The following is a 21,419-nucleotide window of genomic DNA, read 5'->3' as shown; positions in this document are numbered from 1 at the left end:
TAGCCATCAACCAAGCCAATAATTTCCCTGTACAGCGGAAAATTGTTGGTCTTTTTGGTTTATGAGCTAGGAGCAGTTTATCGGAAAATAAAATTCATTGTCCGTGACCGAGTCGTCGTCAATCTGTTATGCTTAAGCCGTTGTCACAGACGCACTGCACAAGGAGGATCAATATGAGTGAATACGATTTTGATGTCTTGTACTTAGGTAGTGGTCACGGCGCGTTCGATGGTGCTGGACCGTTAGCGGCTTCAGGAAAGAAAGTTGGCGTGATTGAAAGCGACATGATTGGCGGCACTTGCCCTAATTATGGGTGTAACGCAAAAATCACGCTGGATACACCAGTCGTGTTGCAACGTATGGCCGAACGCATGCAAGGCATCGTGTCCGGCAGCATCACGATCAACTGGTCGGAGCTAGTGGCACATAAACAAGCAGTGATCAAACCGCTGCCGACAAATATCGGCAGTAACCTCAAACAAACCGGCGTGACGATCATTCACGGGCATGGGAAATTCATTGATCCGCATAGCATCACAGTTGCTGGCAAAACTTATACGGCCGAAAACATGGTCATCGCTACTGGGCGCCGTCCGCATCACCTCGACATCCCCGGAACTGAATTAGCACATGATAGCCGCGCGTTCATGGACTTGAAAACATTGCCAAAACGAATCGGCATTTTGGGATCAGGTTACATCAGTATGGAATTTGCGACGATTGCCAATGCTGCCGGAGCTGAAGTCAGCGTCTTCATGCATGCAGACAAAGCGTTGCGCGAATTTCACCAGCCATTTGTTAAAGCGGTGATGGCAGACATGACCAAAAGAGGCGTCAAGTTTATCCCCAGTGCAGACGTGCAGGCATTGAAACAGACGGCGCAAGGCATTGCGATCCAATATGGCGATCATCAGGAACAACAAGTTGACTGGGTGTTAGATGCAACTGGTCGAATTCCTAATGATGATCAAATTGGGTTAGAAGCTGCAGGTGTCACCTTTAGTCAACGCGGCATCGCGGTTGACGATCATTTGCGGACGAATGTGCCGAACATTTTCGCGTCCGGGGATGTGCTCGACAAGCCGCAACCCAAGTTGACCCCAACGGCCACTTTCGAATCCTATTACTTGTTTCAGTTGCTCAGCGGCCAGACAACCGACCCCATTGACTATCCAGCGATACCATCGACTGTGTACACAACTCCGCGAATTGCGAAAGTTGGCGTGACGCCAGAAGAAGCTGCTGATGGCGATTACCAAGTTGTTCGCAATCATATTCCCGATGACTGGTACCATCAAACCGATCAGGAAACGATGGGGGATAGCATCCTCATCTTTGATCGGGATCATCATTTGGTTGGCGCAACTGAATTCAGTGCCCAAGCGGAAGATGCGATCAACACCTTATTACCAGCAATTGTCTTCCACTTCAGTAAGCAACAAATGTGGCAAATGGCCCATATTTTCCCTTCTGAAAGTGCTGCGGCTTGGCATAAAATTCGGTGAGGCTGTAGCGGCAATTTTTTAACAAATAAGCGGCATTCAAAAAGACATCGCTTTAGCAGGAACTGCTGCGGCGATGTCTTTTTGAATGTTGGTAAATTTGACTATAGATTTGGATCTATCTTGAAGGTGAGCTTCGATAAGTTAGTGCCCATTGTGATGAGCTTGAACAGGAAATCACGGGTTGTGTCATTGTAGTGCTTGGCAATGGCATGATTTTGTTCAGTCAGATACGTGGTTAAGTCATCGCCACTCATCCCGGCGGCAGCTTGATCAACTTCAGCAATTTTACGACGTGCCCATTCATTGAGATCTTTTTGATAAGCTAAGTCGTCTTCGATGAACTCAGCATAATGCGATTCGACAACCATCGCGAGCGCTTCATAGAGCCAATAAGCTGAGCTCAGATCCATCTTCTTTGGGAACTCGCTATAACTCTTATCCGTATCGGTTGCATTGGTGAAAAACGGTACGTGCGGGCAAAAGGCCGGGATACCGAAGCCGACCCATTGGACGCCGGCTGCGCCATTTTGATTGGCATCACGCATTTGCAGAATATGCGAGTTGGCCGTGCGCGAAAGTGAGATAGCGCGATAAGTCTTGCGGTCGTGTTCATTGCCGTGACCCAACGGATCAAACTTGGTTTCATTGAAGTGGGATTTCATAATGTACTGAATATCTTCAACAGAAATTTTGCGGTTGGCCTTGCGAATGAACGGCAATTCAGCTGATTCCGGATCCTGCTCAATTTCTGGATTAAGGTAGCGTTGGGCGAACCAAACCCGTGGTGTATTGTAGTGGTGATCCTTTTCAGTGTCGGTGCCAAAAATGTGCCGGAAGTTCCAGTGATCGGCGTCAGGATTCAAGTTGTGATCTTTGACGAAATCTTGAATGCCATCTGCCCACATATAGTTGTCCGGATCATTGAAATCAATGTCCTGAATCGCGATTTGGTTGGCAGCAACTGCGTAACAATCGTCAGGAATGCGAACCGCAACCCATTGATGACCGGTGACAATTTCCATATACCAAACTTCGTCTTGATCGTTAAATTGGACACCATTGCCTTCAGCTGAACCGTACTTTTTGACCAGTTCGCCGAGATATCGGACGCCATCGCGGGCACTGTTGATAAACGGTAACACTAAAGTTGTCATGGAGTCTTCCGCGAGTCCATTTTTGATGAAGGGATCATAAGCAAGTACCCGTTCGTTGGCATAAACACTTTCGGTAGCACTTTCGCCGACATTCTTTTCATTAAAACCGTCTTCTTCATTTGGCCCTGCGCTTTGGTCAGCATCGGGCGTGGATGTGTAACGATACCCGGATTCGGGGAGTGGCACAGTCAGGTTGTTATATGGCGATACATAAGTTTCCTTGCGGCCAGTCACAGCTGGTTGAACCACAAAACGTTTTGGATAGATTGCGACTAAGCGATCCTCGTTGCGGGAGATGTAGGTCGCGCCGTCAAGGGATGCTTTTTTACCGACCATCATGGATGTGCAAGCTGAAATTTCAATACGATCAATCATGTTGATTTCCTCCAATAGTTGAGCGCGAGCAGGAGCGTTTAGAAACCGGAGCATAAGCGGGCTTGAATCCAAATGGCCTAAACTTGGTTATTGGATTCAAGTTCCTTATGCATAGGTTTCTGCGACTGCGAGCGCGTTATCGTGTATTTGCGTTGAGACGCTGAATAAGGTGGTCATTTTTGGCAATTTGGTTCAAATAGATCATCAGGCGGTCATCGCGGTGATCGTCTGCTTCGGGGAATTTCTTGGCTAGTTCTTTGCCAATAACGGTGGCGCTGCGATGACCATTGATCTTGCTGAATACAAAACTACCGTATGCATCTAAGTGTAGGTAACTGACGGCAGGAATCTTCATGTGCAGATAATGCCGACAGAATTTTTGGATTGGGTGATTCTGCGGACGGATGATCGTGATTTTTCCGCCTTTTTTAGTGTACTGAATTGCTGGATTTTTTTCATAAATCAAATGTTGTAATGTGTCAGTCGCAGTCATGTGTCACACCTCTTTATTGTTTTTGAGCCTTGCGAGCTGGTTGTTTGATTCGCATCAGTGGGATGACGATGGTTGCCGCCATGATGATGAGCAAGATGACAGCCATGCCATTACTGCCAGCAAAGCCTGCAGGAACACGATTGGATAACACACCAGTGACATGTAGGATAATCCCGATCAGACCAATGATGGAACCGCCCGCGATTAAACCGCTGGAAAGCGAGACACCGGAGGATAACCGGGTTTCGCGTAAGGCCTTGTCTTTCGTCAGTTTTTCGATCAATAATTTGAGCAAGGCCCCCACGAGGATAATGGATGTCGTGGAGATTGGCAGGTAGAAACCTAAGGCAACGGTCATGATGGAGAGACCAAGCATCCAGCAGACAATCGCAATGATGATACCGACGATGATCATGATCCACGGTAGATTACCGGAGAGAATCCCAGTGGTTAGGGTCGCAATCAGGTTAGCTTGTGGTAAACCGAATGGCGGGTTAGCACTCTTAATGGCCAGTTGCGGTGCGAGGATGACGGTTGTACCAACGACAACAACAACACCGATCAAGGCAGCAATCATGAAATACTTCATCATTTCGGAGCGGCGGCCACCGACCAAATAATTAACTTTTTGCGTTTGGGTATAGGCCCCGCCGACTGAAATGGCGGTGACAATGAAGACACCAAAGAGCAAAAGGATTTCATTATGCGCGTTGGCGGTCCAGCCCATTAAGGCAAACACGAGGGTCATGACCACGAGACTTGCAATGGTCATCCCCGATACAGGTGCATTGGAACAACCAATTGTGCCAGCCAGTCGCGCCGAAACGATGACAAACAGCAAAGCTAAAACGAGTGACAAAATACCGGCGATGATAGCGATCACGATGTTGCCAGCTAAGAAAGCACCGACGATGAAGATTGCGATGGCAGCAACAAGTAGGGAAACCACACCGAGCGAATTCTTTTCTTCGCCGACATCATTGCGTGCATTCAATGTTTTTTTAATGGAAGTGACAATGACGGGAATCAATTTAATGGCGCCAATGATCCCACCGCAGAGCATCATGCCGGCGCCGATGTACTTGGTATAGGAGCCAGCGACCATGTCGATGTTCATTTGAGACATCAACATATGGGTGTCATTCCAAACATGGGCACCGCCACCAGCCATTTGAGTGAAATAAGCGATGAGCGGAGTGATCCCGAAGTTCGCTAAAATGGAGCCGGCGAACATGGTGAGCGAAACATCCAAGCCAACGACAAAGCCGATGCCGGCTAGCATGGGATTGACCTCAGTTGAAATTTTCCAGCGATACGACGAGTTGCCGACGAAGGTCATCACACTGTTCACCCAGCCGAAAACCTGAGTGGTCAGCAAAGTGATGATACCGCCGATGCCAAAGCCGATGCCCATATGTTTAAGCGAATCGCCGCCTGCTTCACTGGCATCTAAGGCTTCGGAGATAGCCGTCGATTCTGGGTACATCAGCTTGCCGTTTTCTTCGACAAGTAAGTAGTTTTCAACTAAACTCGCAACACCGACAGCAAACAATACGGCCAAAGCGCCAACTGCGATGCCTGCGAAGAAGTTGACTTTTCCGCCAATAATGATAATGGCTGGCAAGACATAGATCATGCCGCTGGCGATGGATTCACCACCTGAGCTCATGCCTTGCAAAAGATTTTTGCCAAAAATACCTTTCTTTTTGGCAAAGACACCGACCATGCCGGAACCGATAATCGAACCGGGAATCCCAGCAGCAACAGTTAGGCCGGCTTTCATGCCTGAATAGGCGGTAGATGCTGCGAAGATCGTTGCCAAAATGGCGCCCATGATCATGATCGCTGTGCTGCCGCCGCTATTTTCCTTGGCACCATCCGTTGCGTATGGCACATAATGTGTCTTGGCAATGGTATGCTTCGAAAACGTCTTTTCCATGGTGCTTCCCCCCTTTTGAAAGTGAGCGCGAGCCAGCGCTGGCGAGCGCGTTATCGCGTTATGGTGAGAGCATGAGCTAGCCCAGAAACCGCGCTAGCTCACGCTCTGTTTTTATCCGATGAAGTGCCCAGTCGGATCACTTTTAAAGAAATGATCAATGTTATCCGCTACCCGTTCCAAATCGACGTTGCCACCAGAGACAAGGGCAACGACTTTCTTGCCTGCTAGCCATTGCGGTGCGATTTTGTGAGCCTCGAGGGCTGCTGTTGGTAATGCACCGGCGCCTTCTGCCACGGTTTTGGTGCGTTGGAGAAGGTCTTTCATCGCTTCAGCAATTTCTTCTTCTGAGACGAGTACCATCTCATCGACTAATTCCTCAGCTAGGCCAAAGGTGATATTGCCGGGCATGGCGACCGCTGTGCCGTCAGCTAGGGTTGGACCAGTACATTGCCGCGTCAACTTGCCTGCTTGCAAGGAAGCCGTCATGCCGTGGACATTTTCTGATTGGACGCCAACGATGTGAATATAGGGATCAAAATGCTTCAAAACCGTGGCAATCCCCGTAATCAGGCCGCCACCGCCAACTGGTACGATGACGGTATCAACATCCCACAGCTGATCTAAAATCTCCAAGCCGATGGAGCCTTGTCCGGCAATGACCAATGGATCATTGTAGGGGTCAACGATGGTTAAGCCATCTTCCTTGGCTTTTTGTTCCATGAAGGCGCGCGATTCGTCAAAAGTATCACCAGCAAGGACAACTTTTGCACCATAGCCGCTCGTGGCTTGTTGTTTGGCTAATGGCGCTGTTTTAGGCATCACAACTGTCGCATCAATGTTGAGTAAGTGAGCTGTCAATGCAACGCCTTGGGCATGATTGCCAGCACTGGCCGTGATGACACCACGAGCTTTTTCGGTGTCACTGAGATGGCGGATTTTGTTATAAGCACCGCGAAACTTAAATGAACCGGTGAGCTGCATGTTTTCCAGTTTGAGATACACATCGCCGTGAGTAACGGTGCGGCTAAGAAACATGGATTGAATGAGCGGGGTGACGCGGCCAACCTCATGAATGAGATGGCTGGCCTCTTGAACATCTTTTATGCTCACGGTTTGCGTTGCGGTCATCATATTGGCCACCTCCTAATGTTGCGGCTTAAGAGCTGCTTCTAATGAAACAACCGGCAAGTTTAAAGATTCGGCAAGGCCTTTGTTGGTAACTTGGCCGTGATAAAGATTGACGCCAGAAGCCAGCGCAGGATTATTTTTAATGGCGCCATCAATCCCAGATTTTGCGATTGCCAAAAGATATTTGATGTTGCCAACTGCCAGTGCCATCGTCGCTGTGCGCGGTACCGCGCCTGGTTGATTTGGCACGGCGTAATGGATGACGCCGTATTTGGTGAAAACGGGATCATCAATAGAGGTTGGTGCATCAATAGTTTCAACCGTGCCGCCTTGATCAATGGCTACATCTACAAGGACACTGCCCGGTTTCATCGACTGCACCATCGCTGTTGTGACTAACTTCGGCGGCTTTGCGCCCGGAATCAGAATGGTTGAGATGAAGACATCGGCGGTCTTGATAGCCGCGGCGAGATTCTCTGGCGTCGATGGCAGCAGCGTCAAGGCTTCACCTGTAAATTGCTTCGCTAACCAGTCACGGCGGTCTTTTTTAAGTTCGATGATTGTGACGCGACAGCCCATGGCTAATGCCAAACTGGCGGCGTTAAAAGCAGCGTTCCCACCACCGAAAATAATCACCGTGCCTGAAGCAACTTCCGGTGTGCCTGGCAATAAAATGCCTTCACCGCCATGCTGTGCTTCAAGATAATAAGCGCCCATGATGACGGACCGGCGACCTGCGATAGCGCTCATCGGTTTTAGCAATGCCAACTCGCCATTTTCAACGATGGTTTCACCGCCGATAGCTGTCGTGCCGGCAGCTTGCATGGCTTTCACAGTGGCAGGTGAGGAGGCCAAATGTTGGAATCCCCAAACGACCTGACCTGGTTTGAAATACTGATATTCTTCCTCGTCAGGTTCTTTGACTTTGACAACGAGATCACTATCCCAACTCTGAGCGTGACTGACGATAGTGCCGCCAGCCGCAGCGTAATCTGCATCAGGAAAACCTGCACCGACTCCAGCTGATTCTTCAACCAAAACAGTCGCTCCTGCATCAACCAGCTTTTTAACATTTTCTGGTGTGACAGCCACACGACCTTCGCCAGCTTTTTGCTCTTTCACAACGCCAACTTTCACAACAATCAGTCCTTTCTTTCCACCAGCAATGTTAAGGCCTTCACAACAAGTAGCACAACAACTGTGTGATATTTCTCACATATAAAATGTACCCGCTTACAGTTTTACCGATTATTTCTCACCGGATATTTAATTCATACTCTATACGCCGGCAGTTAAAGAACATGTATAAAGAAGAATATTGGTCTTAAATATCAAATATTGTTGACGCAAAAGAGGCATAAAAGACTTGTGACCAAGTGAACTTTGGATAATGATTTTAGAACTCTTTAATTCTAAGTACTAAAATCTCAATAATTCGGGGGAACTTTAATCGGTCTTGATAAGGTTTTTTTGAGAAGAGAAAGATACAGAGCCTTTTTTATTGTTTCTAAATAATATTTGCGCGTATTTAATCCCAAATGCCTAAAAGACACGTGTTTACAAATGATGGATGATTCTCATAAATCGTTTTTGATTTATTTTGGCTTTTTTTTGGTTTTTTTAGACGGAATTTGAGATTTCTTTTGAAAAGGCATCCTAGTGCAGCACAATGTTTTACAATCTAATACCATACCCCTACACTGAATTTAGGGCCTACCTTCTAGGTGACCGCTGCGTGACCACACGCATGAGAGGAAGAGCGAGCATGTATCAAGACTTGAACGGAAAGATTGCAATTGTGACGGGTGGTTCAAAAGGCATCGGCGCTGCCATTGCAGAACGATTTGGCAAAGAGCACATGTCAGTCGTGATCAATTATTTAGGTGATCATGAAGGTGCAAAGCAAGTCGCCGACACCGTGATCAAAAACGGCGGGCAGGCGGTGAGCATCCATGCTGATGTTTCTACAGAAGATGGCATTGCTAGCTTAGTTGAAACAGCAACGGCGCATTTTGGCGGACTTGATGTCTGGGTGAATAACGCTGGCATGGAAATCAAGGAACCAACGCATCAAGTCTCTTTGGAGGACTGGAACAAAGTCATTGCCATTAATCAAACCGGCGTCTTTTTAGGAGCGCGGGCCGCACTGAACTATTTTCTTGAACACCATCAGGCAGGCAACATTATTAATATCACTTCGGTGCATGAACAAATTCCGTGGCCAACCTTCGCGAGTTATGCGGCGGCCAAAGGTGCAGTCAAACTTTTTACCCAGACGATTGCGATGGAATATGCTAAGCAAGGGATTCGGGTCAATGCAATTGGCCCTGGTGCGATTGAAACGCCGATTAACGCCGAGAAATTTGCTGACAAGGCGCAGTATGACCAGACAGTTTCAATGGTACCGATGAATCGAATTGGCAAACCTGAAGATGTGTCAGCTGGTGCAGCATGGCTGGCATCCAGCGAATCCAGTTATGTGACTGGCATTACCTTATTCATTGATGGCGGGATGACTTTATATCCGGCATTTAAAGATGGTCAAGGTTGAGGCGTGATTCATGCACGAGCCTTGCTTGTTTGCCAACTGAATAAAGCAACCAAAAAGCCGTCATCTTGCTCTAAGCAGCAAGGTGACGGCTTTTTGGTTTTTAAAGGTTAAAATTCTCGCCTTTTATATAGATAGGTACTCAGCCACCAAGAAAACGCAAAGGCGACGATCAAAAGTATGGAGAACGCCGTGAGCCAGGGCCGCAAGACTGCTAAGTCAAGGTCTAAGCCGGCTTCAATAAAAACGGCGAGTAACACAATGCCAATCGGTAAATAAGCAGCTAACGGGGCACGTTGGAAGCCAAGCCCAATCATTAGAGGAAACGACAATGTCATTTGTAATAAGACAAGGCCGGTTGCGAAAAATAGCATCCAGATAATGGCATGGTAGTCATGTATCGGGTTGAAACGAGCGATCATGCCGACTGCAACGATGAATGCGGCATAAAGATCAATCATCAGCATGACGAGCAAGCCAAATAGGTAGTGACTGGCGACAATCTCTCGGCGGCGGATAGGCAGCATCGTGTACAACTGTTCCAAGCCATGTCGATCAACACTGGCAAACGGCATCATCAAGATACCAACGCTAGTACCGGTGATAGCGCCAGCAAGTGGTGTGGCGGCATCACCATTCAAGAAGGCAATGAGCACGATCAGAAAAGCAACCAGATATGACCACCAGCGGTATTTATGCGTGCCGGAGTAAAGCGCACCCATGTCTAAGGCGACAAGTTTGGTAACATTACGCATGGGGATGCCCTCCTTTACCAAACGCGATCATCAATGTTTCTAAATCGACAGGTTCCTGAATCATGTTGTCGGGCAACATTGCTGCTTGGTCAGCTGGCCATACACCGGAGAAACCGACCGGACTTTCCTGCAACCCAATTAAGGTGGCTTTGATTGCAGCAGTCAAATCGTTCGGTCCGCCTTTAATCAAAAGATAGCGGTCAAGGAGATCGCTGAGTGGACCAGTGAACGTGATTTTACCAGCCAACAGATAAGTGACATAATCCGCCACTTTAGCGAGCTCCATGATGCTGTGTGTCGAAATAAGAACGCTGTGTTGCTCATCGCGAATAAAATCTTGCAGAATGGCAATCAATTCATCACGCGCAATCGGATCTAAGCCAGAAGTGGGTTCATCTAGGATCAAGAGCTTAGGATGATGTGCCAAAGCGGCCGCTAACTGTAACTTGATTTTGGTGCCCATCGACAAATCGTGATACTTAGGCTTGGTTGGAATATCAAAGTCACGCAGCAGTTGCTGGAAATAAGCCGTGTCCCAATTAGGAAAAAACGGTCCAACATAACGATTGACAGCTTCTGCTGGCCATGAGTCAGGATAAACCGCGCCATCTAAAACAATCCCAAGTTGATCGCGAATCGCTTCGCGGGCTTGTGGCGTCGTTTGACCAAGTACCGAAATGTTACCTGAGTCTGGTTTGATCATATCCAAAATGGCTTTGATTGTGGTCGTTTTGCCTGCACCATTGGGACCAATGAAGCCCATGATGTAGCCAGCGGGTAAACTAAAACTGACATTAGCAAGTTGATAATCGGCATAGCGTTTGGTCAAGTTCGTAACGGTTAGCAGATCAGTTGTCATTGTCAGTGTCTCCCTCCGTGTGCATCAATGTATCCAACATCGTGTGTAGTTCTTCAGGTGCAATGCGCGCCATTTTGGCAGTATCGATGGCTTGATTCAGATAGGTCTCAATTTCACGCAAAGCGTTTTCCTTCACAAGTGCACTGTCTTGACCCAAAACATAGGCGCCTTTGCCTTGCACATTCGTAATGAATCCAGCTGCTTCGAGTTCGTGATAAGCGCGGGTGGTGGTGATCACACTGATCCGTAAATCTTTTGCCAGACTGCGAATTGATGGCAGTTGTTCATTCACCTTTAATTGACCAGAAAGAATTGCAGTCTTGATCTGGTCTTCAATTTGCTCATAAATCGGTTTGCCGGATTGATTCGAAATAACGATCCGCATGGTTAACCTCGTTTCATGATTTAACAGGTTTAGGTTTGCGGGCGGCGCGTTGTAGTTGCCATGAGCGTTTGAAAGCTTTCAACATGCCGCCATCTGAATAGCTTAACACATTGGTCTGGTAAAATTTGACGGTGAGCCAAGTGAATAAGATTAGGAAAACGAGATTGATGCCTAATGCTGACCACCCGGCAACAGCAGTGACCTGTCCTGCGCCTAGGCGAACCGGCATCATCATGGTCGATAGGAAGGGGATGTAGCTGGCGATGTTAAGGATCGGTGAGGTTCCGCCAGCAACAATCAAAGCGCCGAAATAGCCTAGCATTCCCAGCATAACGATTGGGGTCGTGGCTTGGCCGATTTGTTCTTGATTAGCAACCAGTGAGCCAGTTAAAGCAGCTAAAACGGTGTAAGTGAGCGTGCCGACAAAAAAGAAAGCGAGACTGAAAATCAGCATATTTAAGCTGATACCGCTGAGATCAATGTTCGTCATCAAACTGGATAGCGGATTCTTCGGTAAACGTTGCAGTAAGAGACCACCGGCAAGCGTCACAACGCCGTAGATCGCCATTTGGACGGCCATCAAGGCTAAAATACCCAGCAGTTTACCAAAAAACTGTGCTTGCGGCGTGATGGCAGTGAGGATGGATTCCTCAATGCGGGAGCCTTTTTCAGTGCCGATTTCCTGTGCCATCATGGAAGCGTAGCTAATGACAAAGGTATATATCAGCATGCCGAGAATAAACCCGACCATAGCGCCTGATTTTTGAGTCTTGGCAGACCGGCTGACAAGTTTTCCTTTATCAACGGAGACACTGCTGGTGGCCAGCTGGGGTGTCGCGAAAAGACTTTGCAGTTGCGTGGTCGATAATTTCAACTGAGCCGCAACTTCTTTAGTATGTGCCTGTGCTAAGACGCTTTGCAGCTGGGTTTGGTTGATACCATTGCCATCAGTTCGTTCAATGAGGCTGGCATGGGTGGTTGGTTGCGTACTGATGGTCAAGACCCCATCAAGATCTTCGTCAGCCATCGCGCGCTTGGCCGCTGCCGTTGACGAATAGCTGATGTAGCGTTGATCATCATCACTGCTTGCTTTCAGCGTGCTGGTCAATGCTGTGCTGGACGTCACGACACCGATTTTGCTAGTTTGATTAGTTTGATTCATCAGCCAAAAAACCCCGCCGAAAACAGCGGCCAGCACCAACGGACCGATCACGATCCACAACCAGGTTTTACTTTTAAGATTCTTGAAGAAGACTTGGCGGAAAATCACATCCATTTTTTTCATGACTAGGCCTCAACTTTCATTCGGAAGATTTCATCTAGGGAAGGTGCTTGCTGACTGAATTCAGGAATATAACCTTGTTGGGTGGCCGCTGTGAAAATGTCATGACCGGCTTGTGGCTCAGCCAATTTAACGAGAAACCCTCGGGAGCGTTGGGCGACACCGACCACGCCGGGGAAGGATAGCAATTGTTCTTGGGTGAGAGGAGATTGAATGTAGAGGCGAGTTTGGCCGAATTGATCGCGAATATCATTGAGAGCACCTGATAAAACGACTTCGCCATTTTTCAACATCACCAATTTATCGGAAATGGCCTCAACATTGCCCATGTCGTGGCTAGAATAAATAATGGCACTTCCAGCATCCCGCAACCGCCGAATACCAGCTTCAAGCAAGCCAGCATTCACCGGATCTAAGCCGGAAAAGGGCTCATCTAAAATGATGAACTGCGGGTTGTGAATCATGGCCGCAATGAGTTGAACTTTTTGCTGATTACCTTTAGAGAGATCTTTGACCAAATCGGTTGGCTTACCTTTGACCTGAAATTGATCTAGCCATTGATCCAGAACAGCCATCACCGCAGCGCGTTTCATGCCATGTAATTCTCCGAAAAAACAAATCTGATCAACAACGGTCATTTTGGGATAAAGACCACGTTCTTCGGGGAGATAACCAATCGTCTCACGGCTGAGCAAAGATAGCGGTTGATCGTTCCAAGTCATATTACCGTGATCAGCTTGAAGCAAATTGAGTAGCATGCGAAAAGTGGTCGTTTTACCAGCGCCGTTTTGACCGATCAAGCCAAGAATTTCACCGGGTTGGATCGTGAAGGAAACATCGTGAACAGCAGTTGCTGAACCAAATCGTTTCGTTAAGCCTGTGACAGTGAGCATGGCGAACATCTCCTTTGATGTGTCTATACTGTATATGTAATATATACACAGTATAGACAGCGGATGAAGAAAAGGCAAGTAGTTGATGTCGGTTATTTTTGAGGAAAAAACCCAATTTCCTCCTGGGACTTATGATTTGTTTAGTGCCAAATAATCGTAGGAATGAATTCAGGCTAAAACTTTCTTGCCATGCCAAACTCCGCAATCTCCGGCCAGATGGGGTGGCGACGCGGAGCTAGAGCGGAGACGGCGCTTCGAGACCGCAAAGCCCGCGGTCTCGAAGTCGCCTAACAACATCAGCGACAAAGCCCGGTCGCTGTGTTGTTTGCACGGCTGAGCCCCATCTGGCCTACGATTGCTCCGCCTTGGCACTAGGATCTTTAAATCCCAATAAAAATTATCCATGATAAAAAAACGAACAGTTTCCCTTGTGCAGGAAAACTGTTCGCTTTATTTGACGACTGTGAATGATGTTCTCACCTGTTCCTGCTGTTGGCGCCAGCAGGGAAGCCTATAACGCGTCGATTTCTAACCGGGCTTGCTCATGCTCGATCGTAGCGCGTTCGCCAGTTCTGTTTCTGGGCTAGCGAACGCCTACCACTATTCCGCTTGCGCCACTGCTTGGCTTAAGGACATGACGTCGCGGACGATCATCAATTCTTCATTTGTGGGGATGACCAGTGTTTTGACCTTTGAATCAGCTGCAGTAATGTCACCTGCGTTATCGTGGATTTGAGTGTTTAAGCTCGCATCAATCCGCGCGCCGAGATAATCTAAAGATTGCATGACGCGTGCCCGAATGTCACTGCTGTGTTCGCCGATGCCAGCTGTGAAGACTAGGACATCGACACCGTCCATCAAGGCGGCATAAGCACCGACATATTTAACAATGCGGTTCACAAAGATATCAAGCGCCAGTTTGGCTCGCGGGTTAGTCGGCGCAGCGGCTTCAAGGTCGCGAACATCATGACTAATGCCGGAGATCCCGCGTAAGCCTGACTCTGTGTTTAAGATATCAATCATTTGATCGACATCGGTGATGGCAAGTTTCTTCATCAGATAGCCGATGAGTGACACATCAACATCGCCTGAACGCGTGCCCATCGTGACACCGGACAAAGGGGTAAAGCCCATCGATGTGTCAACCGATTGCCCGTTTTGGATGGCCGTGATGCTTGACCCCGCCCCAAGATGCATCACAATCATTCGCATTTGTGCCAATGGTTTGCGAAGCATTTTGGCGGCGTGAGCACTCACATAGCGAACGCTGGTTCCATGCGCACCGTATTTACGGACACCATACTTTTGATAATACTCATACGGAATACTGTAAAGATAATTGACTGGTTTCATGGTTTGATGAAATGCGGTATCAAATACTGCGACTTCAAGTGCCCAAGGCATCATTTTGCGAAAGATGGCGATACAGTCGGCTTCAACCGGATTGTGGAGCGGAGCATAATCACGCAGAGCACGAATCTGCGCCAGAACACGATCATCAATGACAATTGGGGCGGAAAATAATTCCCCGCCAGCTACCACGCGATGGCCAATGCCGGTAATTTCATCCAAATTTTGTACGAGTCCGAGTGTTTGCAGGTTAGAGAGCAGGTTGGCAACAGCGTCACGATAATTGCAAATTGGGGTAGCGCTTTCGTAAGCTTGATCAGTACCATACTTGATCTTGACGGTTGATTGTTTCAGGATGTCAGTCGCGCCTTCTGCAAGCTGGCGCTCACTTGGCATCTCGAACAGCTTCCATTTGAGTGAGGAGCTGCCAGCGTTGATGGAGAGAACTTTTGCCATGTTTGATCACTCTTTCACTTTTGCTTTACATACATCATACCACTGAAAAAGCCCAATGTTTGTGAAAACGTCGGGCTGAAATATTACAATTTCAATTTTTAAAAAGTTGGTATGATGCAGAATCCGGATGTAACAAGTGTGGCGGGCTATTTAATACTTAATTTTTCGTTAGGAAGATCACAAAGAAAGCCGACTGAGTCTAGATTTGCTGGTTCTATTGTTAGCTGAACTTTATCCGCCGGTACTTACTTTTCTATCAAAAAGGATAGGCATATATGAAGTCCAGACGATCAATGATCTCGTCGCAATAATTGCTGAGTGAGCTTGCGTAGCTCTTGCTTAATGCGCGCATCAGGCAATGGCGCGAGGGCGTTGATAGCCTTATCAGTGTAGCGAGTGGCGAGTTGACGGGCTTGGGGCAAGCCGTGTTCACTGACAATTGCCGCAATTCGGTCGCTATTGGCAGCGATTTTTGCTGCGGTCCCGACCAGTGGGGCGAGTTGTTCGGGGACGTTTTGATAGGCATAAATTAACGGAAGTGTGACAATGCCATTATGTAAATCTTCGAGCACCGGTTTATTCAGCGTATCAGTTGTTTGGGTGTAATCCAACAAGTCATCAATCATCTGAAAGGCCATGCCTAGTTGGCGGCCAAAACGATACGCGGCTTTTTTTTCGGTAAAGTCTAGTTGACCGATTGTCGCACCAGTGTAAGTTGCCAAAGCAAAAAGTGCTGCCGTTTTGCCGGCGATGGCTTTCAAGTATTCGGAAACACTTGGAATGAGTGGCGCGCTGGGACCATTTTGGTCAACTTCTCCCATAAAGATGTGCTTCATGACGCGCGCATTGGTCGCTAAATCGGTTGTTGCTGGATTTTGTTCGCTTAATAATTGAAAATAGATGGCAAAGAGGAAATCGCCAGCATAGATTGCCTCACGATTGCCTGATTTAGCTGAGACGGTATCGGAACCGCGGCGCAGGTCGGCGTGGTCAAGTACATCATCGTGAACCAAGGTCGCGAGATGTAAGGCCTCAATCGCAGCGCCGGCGGTTATGAGATCGTCGTTGTCAGGGTTGCCTAAACGCGCTAGCATAAGCATTAGCCCGCTGCGCAGCATTTTGCCGCCAGCGTTGATCTGTTGCTGGATCAATGCGTGGACTTGCGGCTCACGCAAAACAGCGACGTGTTCAAGCCGTTGCTGAATCTGTTCGAGTTGTTGATAGACCATGGGGAATCGGTGCCACAGTGGATGAATCATGCATTTTCTCTCTTTCCTATAGACATATTCACTCTACTGTATGTGATTCTTAAAAGTCAATTGTTGGAGGTTGTCATGTCTTTATCTGTTTTTCTTGAGTTGGTTGAGATCAAGGCCAAAACGGCTTCAGTTTTTCCGTTTTTATTAGGCACATTGTTTGCCTGGTATCATTATCATACGTTACATATCGCTGAATTACTGGTTTTCTTTGTGGCCATGTTGCTGTTTAACATGGCGGTGGACGCGAACGATAATTATCAAGATTACAAACGATCAGAGCGCACAGAAGCGTTGCGTTTTCGCGAGAAGACTAACATTATTGGGGTTCATCATCTCAACCCGAGCATGATTGGGTGGATGGTTGTTGGTATGATGGTAACCAGCGGTGTGTTGGGCCTCTGGATGGTGAGCCGCACGGGGTGGCCCTTGCTGGTGATGGGATTGTTTAGCTTTGCAGTCGGCTATGGTTATGCTGGCGGTCCGCGACCAATTTCGGCCACGCCGTATGGGGAATTTTTCTCAGGATTTACGATGGGTTTCGTGATTTTCCTAATTGCCGTTTATGTCAACGTCTTCAATGTTACCGCCTTTTCATGGCCGTTGATCGGAGCGGTTTATCTTGCCAGCGGATTGGCACAATGTACGATTGCGGCCTTGTTGCTGGCCAATAATATTGCCGATCAAGAAGAGGACGAAACACTCAAGCGCCGAACGATTGTGCATTATCTGGGTCGGTCGCGTAGCATCATCTTCTTCTATGGATTATATACGGTTGGCTTTTTGATGCTGATTGCCGCGGTTGTGCTGGGGTTACTGCCAAAATTAACCTTGCTAACGCTGATTACCGTGCCCATTGTGGTGAAGAACGCGCGCGGTTTTGCCGCCAATCCGGTTAAAAAACTGACTTTTCCGAATGCCATCAAGAATCTTTTTATCACGACGTTGGCCCAGGTTGTCTTTCTCGCATTAGGCGTCTTCTTGAATATCTGACCCGAATATCACGATGGAGGTTTTCATGAGCATTGCAATCCGACCATTTGTCAAAAAAGATCTGACCAGATTTGTTTCCGCAATCTCGCCATTGCTGTCGCCTTCAGCCGTAAACTTTGCGTTGATCACGGATACCCACGATAAGGCAAAATTTGCCACCACTTATTATGGACCTACTGGATACTGGCATGTACGCGAACAGCAATGGTTAAGTGACCAATTACCACTGGCACTCCGGGTCCATCTTGGCGACTTGGTGGATGGGTCCGAGGCACCATGGCTGACTCGACTGCGATTACGGAACATCATGGCTGATTATCAAAGCGGTTCTGTCCCGTTTCTGGTGACAAAAGGCAATCATGACGATAATGACAAGTTTGCCGAAAAGCGGGCAGGGCATCGCGGCAGCTTTTTGCCAGAAGTGAACCAGACGATGATTTTTAGACCAAATGCTGAGCAGATAGGGGTGGCTGTTTCGCAAGAAGGGCTAATGGTTCAAGACTTTCCTAACTTGCGGATCATTGTTTTGAATACGGCAGATGTCCCTTTGATTGATGGTCACAAGGCTTTTGATGTCAAGAAAACACTTGCGGTCTCATTCGCTCAGCTCCGGAATTTTGCATTGGCATTAAAAGGTGCTGGTAAGCGAGATGTCTTGTTGTTGAGCCATGCCCCAGCCCTGAAGGAAAATGGCCAGCCGGCACTGAAATTTAATGGCCGCGCTGTCCATGAGTTATTGCGAGCCTTTAACTTCCACGCGAGCGGGGTGTTGCATACTGGCGAGGCACCAGCGTTTGGCGGTCGTCTGCGGTTTGACTTTAGGCAGTCAAGCGGCCGAGTGGTTGGTTATTTAGCTGGGCACTATCATTTAGAAGCAGATTACATTGTTAATGGCATTCATTACAGCCTGCAGAATACAAGCGCGTTGATGGGCCGTCATCACGGTCTAACAACCAAGTTTAATCGCCGGTATGATCGACGTTTTGGTTTGCCGAGCGAATATGCCGGTTATGTGGTGAGTGTGGATACGCAACAGCGGCTGCTTAGCTTATATGGCTATGGTGCTGCGAGCCGTGTTCGGCGTTTTCAGTATTGAGCGCGGATGGAACGATTTTTTTAAATAAATGACGTGATTAGCTTGCAAAGTTAGCGCTTACATGATACACTTTAATTGAAGTTAAGGAAGAACCAAAAGGTCGATGCAGGAACCGAGCATTACGATCCTTGTCTAGCATTACCAAGACGAACCAGCTCGAAAGTGATGTGTGTGTCGCAAAGCACGAATAGACAAATAGAGCGTTGGTGCAGTAAGTATCTGCGCCACCAGTCGTACGATTCATGTTCCAACTGACCAAAGATGAACACACATGGAGGTACGAGGCTAATAAAAAGACTCAGTAATCCAAGCGGGGCAATGAGCTTCCCATAGATGTTCAATAGGGTGTGTCAATAGGACCACCAAACAACGCCTAGTTATAGGGCAACATCATTTCAACACTCGTCGTTCCGTACAAGTGAATAAGTATTTTTTAGAAGGTGTCGCAGTATTAAGGTTATCGAAGAAGGTTTTACAATTAGTACCAAGAAAAGTTTTGAGATTATTGCATCGGTCAAATCCTTAACTTAGGAGATCCAAGTTCACCTGTAGGAACTTGGATCTCTGTTTTTTTGCGTTTTTTTGGAAAGTAGGAGGGTGAATGATCATCGCGGCTGTGATACAGCCAAACTGAACCACTGATTCCGGCTGTTTTCCGAAACGCGCTCGCAGGCCCAGAAACCTGCACATAAGGACCTCGGACATAAATGGCCAAAGCCCAGCCATTTATGCCCGAGGCCACTTATGCTCCGGTTTCTAACCGGGCCTGCTCACGCTCTGATTTAAACGCGATCGCCACCCCAGAAACCTGCGTGTAAGGACCTTGACCGCAATAGCCAAACCCAGGCCATCACGGCCAAGGCCACTTACACTCCGGTTTCTAACCGGGGTGGCTCACGCTCTTGAATTGACTTGCGACGCTAAATCTTTATACTGAAACAAGTAATGATCGTCATTCACGCGAAAAGGGGTTAACTGTATGTGCGGAATCATCGCGTTTGCGGACAAGACAATTTTAAATAAAAAGCCAGTTATTAATAACATGATGGACATGATCAAACACCGGGGTCCCAATTCCAGCGGCGAATATATCAATGATAACGTTGCCCTCGGATTCCGCCGGTTGTCGATCATTGACTTAAAAGGTGGTTCGCAGCCGATCCTGAATGAGGATGGCACAGTTGCGATCATCTTTAATGGGGAAATTTATAACTTCCAGAGCATTCGCAAGGATTTGATTGCTGCTGGGCATGTGTTCAAGACCCATTCCGATACCGAGGTTCTGCTTCACGGTTATGAGGAATATGGGATGGACGAACTTCTCAAGAAGATTCGCGGGATGTTCGCCTTCCTTATCTGGGATGATAATAAGAAGGAAATGTTTGGCGCGCGTGATTTCTTTGGGATCAAGCCGATGTATTACTATCACGATGGCGATACCTTTATTGTGGGTAGTGAAATCAAAGCATTTTTGAAACATCCTAAGTTTAAGAAACAATTGAACAAGGAAGCACTGAAGCCTTATTTGACTTTCCAATATTCGGCTTTGGATGAGACTTTCTTTAAAGGGGTTTACCGGATTCCTGAAGGGCACTATTTTACCTTGAAGGATAACAAGTTAACCATTAAGAAGTATTGGGACATGGATTTCAAGGCGAACAATTTGAGCTTTGAAGATACTGTTGCAGCTATTGACAAGAGTGTTTCTGAGTCAGTTGATGCTCACCGGATTTCCGATGTCGAAGTCGGGTCTTTACTTTCATCAGGGGTCGATTCCTCTTATATCACCGCCTTGTTGCGGCCAGAGCATACCTTCTCAATTGGTTTTGACAACAAAAAGTATCACGAAGGCGTTGCCGCTAAGGAACTCAGTGACAAACTCGGTTTGGATAACACTAGTGATATTGTTACTGAAAAAGAAGCGTTAGATAACTTCCCATTGATTCAATATCATTTGGATGAACCAGATTCCAATCCTTCCTGTGTACCGCTATACTTCCTAACGAAACTGGCACACAAAGACGTGACCGTTATTTTGTCTGGGGAAGGTGCTGATGAACTCTTTGCTGGTTATGCGAACTATGGCTTCCATACGCGCAGCCACGCCATTCGAGTCTTTGCGGACGGTTTACGCAAGTTGCCAAAAGGTGTTAAGTATACGATCGCCCATGGCCTGAAAAAGATGCCGAATTTCCATGGCCGCTTGCATCTTTATGAATCAACAGCCCCTGCCGAAGAATTCTTCATCGGCGAAGCACTGGTTTTTCATGAGGGCCAGGCTGACAAGATCTTACAACCGGAATTTCGGCAAAGTGAGAGTGTTCGTGACATCGTGACCGCTTCGTACAAAAAGGTACGTCATTACGATGATGAAGTTAAGAAGATGCAGTATCTCGACATCCACCAGTTCATGCCAAAAGATATTCTTTTGAAAGCTGACAAGTTGTCGATGGCCAACTCGATGGAATTGCGGGTACCGTTCCTTGATAAGGAAGTGGCTAAGGTCGCGGCTGGTATCCCAACCAAGTATCTGATCAATTCGCACAACTCGAAGTATGCATTGCGTGAAGCTGCTAACCGTCACTTACCGGAAGAATGGGCGAGTCGTGAAAAGCTCGGTTTCCCAGTGCCGGTCAAGCAGTGGTTGGAAGACGAACCGTTCTACAAGACGGTCCGCAAAATGTTTGAACAAGACTGGGTCAAGGAATTCTTCGATCAGGATGCCATTCTCGATATCTTGGATCGTACGTATCGGCAGGAAAGCGATGATCGTCGGAAAGTTTGGACGATTTACACCTTCCTTGTTTGGTACAAGGTCTATTTCATCGATGATGAAGTGCCGCATTATATTGCAGATTCAAGTAAAGAGAAACTTGAAGCATAATCCATCGTATTGAATAATAAGCACAAGGCAAATGCAGCAGTTCAGAGCTGCAAGCGCCTTGTGCTTAT

17 protein-coding genes and 1 pseudogene are annotated in these 21,419 nt (G+C 47.5%); 5 read left to right on the top strand and 13 right to left on the bottom strand.

Annotated elements, in window-relative coordinates; translation table 11 throughout:
• Positions 1–173 precede the first annotated feature (173 nt).
• Positions 174–1,505, top strand: a complete 1,332-nt coding sequence (locus AC07KQ_RS10540; RefSeq protein ID WP_003580470.1) for a dihydrolipoyl dehydrogenase family protein — start codon at positions 174–176, stop codon at positions 1,503–1,505.
• 101 nt (positions 1,506–1,606) lie between these two features.
• Here the strand turns inward: AC07KQ_RS10540 and AC07KQ_RS10535 are convergent, their stop codons facing one another.
• The 5 genes from AC07KQ_RS10535 to AC07KQ_RS10515 form a co-directional block, all read right to left on the bottom strand.
• Positions 1,607–3,034: a C69 family dipeptidase gene (locus tag AC07KQ_RS10535; RefSeq protein WP_480156558.1), complete on the bottom strand. Its 1,428-nt coding sequence runs from the start codon at positions 3,032–3,034 to the stop codon at positions 1,607–1,609.
• Positions 3,035–3,170: 136 nt separating this feature from the next.
• Positions 3,171–3,527 carry a PqqD family peptide modification chaperone gene (locus tag AC07KQ_RS10530; protein ID WP_480156557.1) on the bottom strand — a complete coding sequence of 119 codons (357 nt, stop codon included), beginning with the start codon at positions 3,525–3,527 and terminating at the stop codon, positions 3,171–3,173.
• 13 nt (positions 3,528–3,540) lie between these two features.
• Positions 3,541–5,466: an OPT/YSL family transporter gene (locus AC07KQ_RS10525; protein WP_016382147.1), complete on the bottom strand. Its 1,926-nt coding sequence runs from the start codon at positions 5,464–5,466 to the stop codon at positions 3,541–3,543.
• Positions 5,467–5,577: 111 nt separating this feature from the next.
• Positions 5,578–6,597 carry a bifunctional threonine ammonia-lyase/L-serine ammonia-lyase TdcB gene (tdcB, locus tag AC07KQ_RS10520; protein WP_003580463.1) on the bottom strand — a complete coding sequence of 340 codons (1,020 nt, stop codon included), beginning with the start codon at positions 6,595–6,597 and terminating at the stop codon, positions 5,578–5,580.
• Between the two features lie 12 nt (positions 6,598–6,609).
• The gene (locus AC07KQ_RS10515) at positions 6,610–7,731 is read right to left on the bottom strand and encodes an alanine dehydrogenase (protein ID WP_003580461.1); all 1,122 of its coding nucleotides are present in this window, start codon (positions 7,729–7,731) and stop codon (positions 6,610–6,612) included.
• A 628-nt stretch (positions 7,732–8,359) separates the two neighbouring features.
• Here AC07KQ_RS10515 and AC07KQ_RS10510 point away from each other — a divergent pair.
• On the top strand, positions 8,360–9,145 hold the full coding sequence (locus AC07KQ_RS10510; protein ID WP_003571168.1) for a glucose 1-dehydrogenase: 786 nt from the start codon (positions 8,360–8,362) through the stop codon (positions 9,143–9,145).
• 107 nt (positions 9,146–9,252) lie between these two features.
• Here the strand turns inward: AC07KQ_RS10510 and AC07KQ_RS10505 are convergent, their stop codons facing one another.
• The 8 genes and pseudogenes from AC07KQ_RS10505 to AC07KQ_RS10470 all read right to left on the bottom strand — a co-directional run bounded on the left by AC07KQ_RS10505 (position 9,253) and on the right by AC07KQ_RS10470 (position 16,381).
• Positions 9,253–9,897 carry an ABC-2 transporter permease gene (locus AC07KQ_RS10505; protein WP_003580448.1) on the bottom strand — a complete coding sequence of 215 codons (645 nt, stop codon included), beginning with the start codon at positions 9,895–9,897 and terminating at the stop codon, positions 9,253–9,255.
• Positions 9,890–10,756, bottom strand: a complete 867-nt coding sequence (locus AC07KQ_RS10500; RefSeq protein WP_003576081.1) for an ABC transporter ATP-binding protein — start codon at positions 10,754–10,756, stop codon at positions 9,890–9,892. The genes AC07KQ_RS10505 and AC07KQ_RS10500 overlap by 8 nt, the downstream gene beginning before the upstream one ends.
• Positions 10,746–11,141: a GntR family transcriptional regulator gene (locus AC07KQ_RS10495; protein WP_003566897.1), complete on the bottom strand. Its 396-nt coding sequence runs from the start codon at positions 11,139–11,141 to the stop codon at positions 10,746–10,748. Before AC07KQ_RS10495 ends, AC07KQ_RS10500 begins: the two co-directional genes overlap by 11 nt.
• A 13-nt stretch (positions 11,142–11,154) precedes the next feature.
• Positions 11,155–12,426 carry an ABC transporter permease gene (locus AC07KQ_RS10490; RefSeq protein ID WP_480156556.1) on the bottom strand — a complete coding sequence of 424 codons (1,272 nt, stop codon included), beginning with the start codon at positions 12,424–12,426 and terminating at the stop codon, positions 11,155–11,157.
• A gap of 2 nt (positions 12,427–12,428) precedes the next feature.
• Positions 12,429–13,316: an ABC transporter ATP-binding protein gene (locus tag AC07KQ_RS10485; RefSeq protein WP_003566893.1), complete on the bottom strand. Its 888-nt coding sequence runs from the start codon at positions 13,314–13,316 to the stop codon at positions 12,429–12,431.
• A 173-nt stretch (positions 13,317–13,489) separates the two neighbouring features.
• A pseudogene (locus AC07KQ_RS10480) lies at positions 13,490–13,688 on the bottom strand (hypothetical protein).
• Positions 13,689–13,916: 228 nt separating this feature from the next.
• The gene (locus tag AC07KQ_RS10475; protein ID WP_003566891.1) at positions 13,917–15,122 is read right to left on the bottom strand and encodes an acetate kinase; all 1,206 of its coding nucleotides are present in this window, start codon (positions 15,120–15,122) and stop codon (positions 13,917–13,919) included.
• A gap of 290 nt (positions 15,123–15,412) precedes the next feature.
• Positions 15,413–16,381 (bottom strand): polyprenyl synthetase family protein, encoded by a 969-nt coding sequence (locus tag AC07KQ_RS10470; protein WP_016367266.1) that lies wholly within the window; start codon positions 16,379–16,381, stop codon positions 15,413–15,415.
• A gap of 75 nt (positions 16,382–16,456) precedes the next feature.
• Between AC07KQ_RS10470 and AC07KQ_RS10465 the strand changes: the two genes are divergently transcribed.
• The 3 genes from AC07KQ_RS10465 to asnB all read left to right on the top strand — a co-directional run bounded on the left by AC07KQ_RS10465 (position 16,457) and on the right by asnB (position 21,351).
• Positions 16,457–17,371: a 1,4-dihydroxy-2-naphthoate polyprenyltransferase gene (locus AC07KQ_RS10465; RefSeq protein WP_003580444.1), complete on the top strand. Its 915-nt coding sequence runs from the start codon at positions 16,457–16,459 to the stop codon at positions 17,369–17,371.
• A 25-nt stretch (positions 17,372–17,396) separates the two neighbouring features.
• On the top strand, positions 17,397–18,467 hold the full coding sequence (locus AC07KQ_RS10460) for a metallophosphoesterase family protein (protein WP_003585415.1): 1,071 nt from the start codon (positions 17,397–17,399) through the stop codon (positions 18,465–18,467).
• A gap of 979 nt (positions 18,468–19,446) precedes the next feature.
• Positions 19,447–21,351 carry an asparagine synthase (glutamine-hydrolyzing) gene (gene asnB / locus AC07KQ_RS10455; RefSeq protein ID WP_003566883.1) on the top strand — a complete coding sequence of 635 codons (1,905 nt, stop codon included), beginning with the start codon at positions 19,447–19,449 and terminating at the stop codon, positions 21,349–21,351.
• The last annotated feature ends 68 nt before the right edge of the window (positions 21,352–21,419 follow it).

The sequence above is a fragment of the Lacticaseibacillus sp. YLM2-1 genome, from assembly GCF_056583465.1.
This window is presented reverse-complemented; position numbering and strand designations above follow the sequence as displayed.